At 60.2% G+C, this 309-nt stretch carries 1 protein-coding gene; it reads left to right on the top strand.

Annotated features, from left to right (window positions below; translation table 11 throughout):
• Positions 1–83 precede the first annotated feature (83 nt).
• On the top strand, positions 84–309 hold a 226-nt coding region (locus QP415_RS11255), incomplete at its 3' end, for a site-specific integrase (protein ID WP_285100121.1).

Genomic DNA, 309 nt, shown 5'->3' with positions numbered 1-309 from the left:
TGAGCGCATTGGGCGCTCTCGAGCTTGCAGGGCTCGCAGCGCACACACACGGTCGGTGGAAGCGCACCGCGTAAAATAGGCGCGTGAGTGATGCTAGGACACAACCGGTACGGGAGCTCATCGACGTGTGGATTGATGAGCTCGCGCACTCGCGTGGCCTGTCAGCCAACACTGCGCGCGCCTATCGAACTGACCTGAATGAGTTTGCAGATTTTCTGGACCAGCGCATCGCAAACGGCACCACACTGGACCAGGCAGTGACCACCAGCTCGATTCGTCAGTGGCTCGCCCACATGGCCAATGATGGGA

Source organism: Pauljensenia sp. UMB3104 (assembly GCF_030217285.1).
In the GTDB taxonomy this organism is placed as follows: Bacteria; Actinomycetota; Actinomycetes; order Actinomycetales; family Actinomycetaceae; genus Pauljensenia.
Note: the sequence above shows the minus strand (reverse complement) of the source record. Positions and strands in the feature narration are given on the sequence as shown.